Genomic DNA, 3,548 nt, shown 5'->3' on the forward strand with positions numbered 1-3,548 from the left:
CGCGATATCACTGCAAAATGGGTCACGCTGCCAAACTGGGCACGGATTCGCAACCAATTGGCCATTCGCTTTGACGGACGCTTTCCGGGGTAATGGGGCGAAATACACAATCTACTTGACAGTCCCACGGCCAGCGCCACACCTACCCGTGGGGCGAGCAGCCTGCCACACCAGAGCATGCGGTCTATGATCGACGTGACGAAGGTCGCCCGCTATCGGTTGGTTTAGGGCTGGTTGGGCAAGCGGCCTGTGGAGCACTGGATAGCGTTGGGAACCTGTGGGAGTGGACTGCCACGCGGTATCAGGACAATGGTGGCGATAGCCAGCAGGTGCTTGCGGATAGTACCAACCTGATGGTACTGCGGGGTGGCGCATACTATACCACAAGCCCAGATGTTCGTTGCGCGGCGCGTGGCAGGGATCTTCCCTACGGCGACGACAGCCTCCAAGGATTTCGTTGTCTTGTAGCCCCTCGTTCAGTGGTTCTGCATCCTGCATCCTGAATGCTGGTTGCTGTTGGATGTGAGGGATATGCTGCGGGTAGCGGGGTGTGAACGACGGCGGTGGCGTGGACGACGACGGCTGCGCCCCCGCGATTTTTTTGCGCGGCCTCTGCCACAGAAAAGCGCCATCAGCGAAGGATTGATTATCCGACCAATCAATCCTTCAGCGTGCCCCATCCAGCCGCGCCAACGCCGGAATCCGCACGGTCGTGGCCATGGCCTCACTCGTCGTGACAAAGCCCGCCTGCGTCGCGTTAATATGTAGGAAATCACTGGGAATATATTGGCCAACCCACATCACATGGGCTTGCATCCCGTGGGTCACCACCACCGCTCCGGCTTGCGCGGTATGCGGTTGGGCCATGGCGATAGGAGTCCACGGTTCAGTCCACTGCCGTTCCCACGCGCTCGCCGTGTGCAGATCGTCCACTGCGACGCGACTCAGGCAGAGTTGCGCCCGGTAGCTGCCGAATGGTCGATCCGGAAAGCGGCAGGTCGTCAGCAGCATCACCGTCTTCGTTTGGGGGTCGTGGAGCAGGGGATTGGCCTCAACAATCACCGAGGGCGGCGTACTCAGCCGCGTCACCTGCCAATCCTCGTACAAGGTCGAACTGGCCAACCACAGCACCCGTGCGCCATACTGGGGTATGGCAACGATTCGATTAGTCACTGTAATGGTCAAACGCCCTTTGCACATTCCGCGTGATTCACGATGCGGCGTTCAGCCCGCTATCAGCGTTTGTTCGTGCCACCGTTTGCTGGACGACAAAGATTGAGTGACCGTGCAACAGCTCTTTGACCATTACATCGATTGCTTGAATCGTTGCCATATCCCATACTGCTCATGCACCACGACCAGTCGATCCCCGACGGCGCTCAGGGCGAGCGCATGCGGGGTGGCACTGGCAATAGTCTGCGGTTGCCACGTTGTCCCGTCCTGCGTTATGGCAAGCTGCACGCCACCCGCCATGCCCTGCGCGATCACCAGCGACGGCATGCCTGCCTGATCGGTGCGCACGTCGTCCCGCTGCCACATGGTCAATACTGCACTAGCGCTGCTTGGCAAGGGGTTAGCCTGTTGCCATGTGCCACTGCCTGCCGTCGTTTCGGTTGCGATGGTCAGGTGAAACTGCATCCCCGTGCGCATGAGCAACGCCAGCACGGCGCGGCCATCAGGCAGGATAGCCAGTTGCGCCACGCTCGCATGCACCGGACTGGTCACGGCATTCCATGTCACCCCGCTATCGCGACTTTCCCACAGCCGCACCGTTCCAGCGAGCGTGGCCGCGACGATAATCCGGCCTTGGCGCGCCATGATTGCCGTTGGGCCTGCACTCGGCTCGCCCTGCCACAACCGTCGCTCATAGCGGTCGCCTGCCTGCGTCACGCCGTGGACAATCAGCGCACTGTGACTGGCCTCGGCCATAAACTCGCTGGCGCGGAGGTAGCTGGTATGGGCATAGCCGTGCTCGTCGAGCGCCGTGGCCAGGCCGCGAATGCCCCCGATATTGATGTACACCTTCGCCGATGGAGGTCTGATCATCATGTATGTACTATGGCCCTTATAGAACGAATCGTTGGCGTACTCCACATTGGCTTGTGGGATTATTAGATATGAAAAATTTATTATGTCTACTTTACCTCATATCGTACACCCGTGGGTTCCGTCTTTATCGCGATGATGGAAGCCAACGGAGCGGATCAACGGCTTGTCCATCGGCCTTCAGTGTCAAATGGAGATGTGGTCCAGTCGAGTATCCTCCCCCCGCAGCGTCATAGGTGGTTCCCATCAGTCCGATAGGCTCCCCACCATCAACCCATTGTCCTGTAACAACCGGTGGCTGACTCATCATATGCCCATAGGTTGAGGCAAAGCCATCGTCATGCTGCAGTTTCACACAATAACCGAAGCCACGACACCAGCCAGCCTCGATGACGGTACCGCGACGAATCGCATAAATGGGAGTCCCTTCACGGTTGGCAATATCAATGCCATTATGAAATGTCCCACCATTGACCGTGAGCGCACGATGGCCGAATGGGGACGATACCGCACCAATCGTTGGCCAGAACCAGGTTGGTGGTTCTGGCGGCAGGTCGGTGGCTTCGGGGACGCTCTCGATCTCACCAACGGATGCTTGGATCTGCTGCTGCTCAATCCACACGATACCAACGTCTGCTTGGACTTGGAGCCATCCATCGTGTTGCGCGACCACCCGCAGCTGCACACCGCGCTGAACCGTTGCGCTTCGTGTATAGACCGTCCCTGGCCCACTCCACAGTCGCGCATCCCTTTGAACCACGACCATCGGTGTTGCGGCTCTATCAGCCAGATCCCTATGGGGCCACCGATTGACCGGTACCAGCGCCTCTGGAATAAAGAGTTCTTGGCCTAGTCGAAGCGCCTGTCCGCGATCAAGCTGATTTGGTGCGTAGGTTCGGATCATGGCAGCATCGACCTGATACGCTTGGGCGATCTGATTTAACGTTTCCTCGACGGCAACCGTATGAACCACCCCATCACGGCGAGGAATACGAATCGTATCACCAATCGCGATCCATGCGCCGAGCGTGTTCGAGCCAACCAACGATTCCACGCGGAGACCGTACCGTGTGGCAATGGCACGGAGCGTATCGTGTGGTTGGATCACATACGCATCGACGAACATTGGCCCTGATTCCTGCATTGGCGTGACCAGTCGCGGTCCATTATCGACACCATCCACGCGCGGATCACGCCGTGTCGCTGATGATACCGGATTCGGAAATGGGATACGCGGCTTTTCACTATCGGCGTGGTCAATGCTGGCCGGAATCTGTACTGAAGCCGTTGCTTTTGGCGACACCAAAGACAGCGAAAACCCATCGGACACGGCGATAAAGAACGCGAATCCGATCAAGGGCTTAACTGTAAATTCCCCATGCGCATCAAGCTTAGGGTCATGATGCCGTTAATGCCCGTAAGCGCTGAGCCGTGGTTGGTGGCTGATGCCGTTTGTTCGTCGTCGCCCAGCGCTGGATGAGGGCCGCAAGCCGTGTGAGTAC

At 58.4% G+C, this 3,548-nt stretch carries 4 protein-coding genes and 1 pseudogene; 1 reads left to right on the forward strand and 4 read right to left on the reverse strand.

Annotated features, from left to right (window positions below; genetic code table 11):
• Positions 1 to 146 precede the first annotated feature (146 nt).
• Positions 147 to 503, forward strand: a pseudogene (locus tag ABEB26_RS26660) (formylglycine-generating enzyme family protein); the annotation flags it as partial.
• Positions 504 to 666: 163 nt separating this feature from the next.
• Here the strand turns inward: ABEB26_RS26660 and ABEB26_RS26665 are convergent.
• From ABEB26_RS26665 to ABEB26_RS26680, 4 genes are all read right to left on the reverse strand, one after another.
• Positions 667 to 1,173, reverse strand: coding sequence for a hypothetical protein (locus ABEB26_RS26665; protein ID WP_345725135.1), 507 nt, complete (start codon positions 1,171 to 1,173; stop codon positions 667 to 669).
• Positions 1,174 to 1,210: 37 nt separating this feature from the next.
• The gene (locus ABEB26_RS26670; RefSeq protein WP_345725136.1) at positions 1,211 to 1,333 is read right to left on the reverse strand and encodes a hypothetical protein; all 123 of its coding nucleotides are present in this window, start codon (positions 1,331 to 1,333) and stop codon (positions 1,211 to 1,213) included.
• Entirely contained in the window at positions 1,306 to 1,890 is a 585-nt protein-coding gene (locus tag ABEB26_RS26675) for a sialidase family protein (protein ID WP_345725137.1), read from the reverse strand. Before ABEB26_RS26675 ends, ABEB26_RS26670 begins: the two co-directional genes overlap by 28 nt.
• A gap of 283 nt (positions 1,891 to 2,173) precedes the next feature.
• On the reverse strand, positions 2,174 to 3,172 hold the full coding sequence (locus tag ABEB26_RS26680) for a peptidoglycan DD-metalloendopeptidase family protein (RefSeq protein ID WP_345725138.1): 999 nt from the start codon (positions 3,170 to 3,172) through the stop codon (positions 2,174 to 2,176).
• Positions 3,173 to 3,548 lie beyond the last annotated feature (376 nt).

Source organism: Herpetosiphon gulosus (assembly GCF_039545135.1).
Classification (GTDB): Bacteria; Chloroflexota; Chloroflexia; order Chloroflexales; family Herpetosiphonaceae; genus Herpetosiphon; species Herpetosiphon gulosus.

Bases quoted from the DNA above. Each gene is read 5' to 3' on its own strand.
- ABEB26_RS26670 (WP_345725136.1), bottom strand. From the start codon at position 1,333: ATGGCAACGATTCAAGCAATCGATGTAATGGTCAAAGAGCTGTTGCAC.
- ABEB26_RS26680 (WP_345725138.1), bottom strand. From the start codon at position 3,172: ATGTTCGTCGATGCGTATGTGATCCAACCACACGATACGCTCCGTGCC.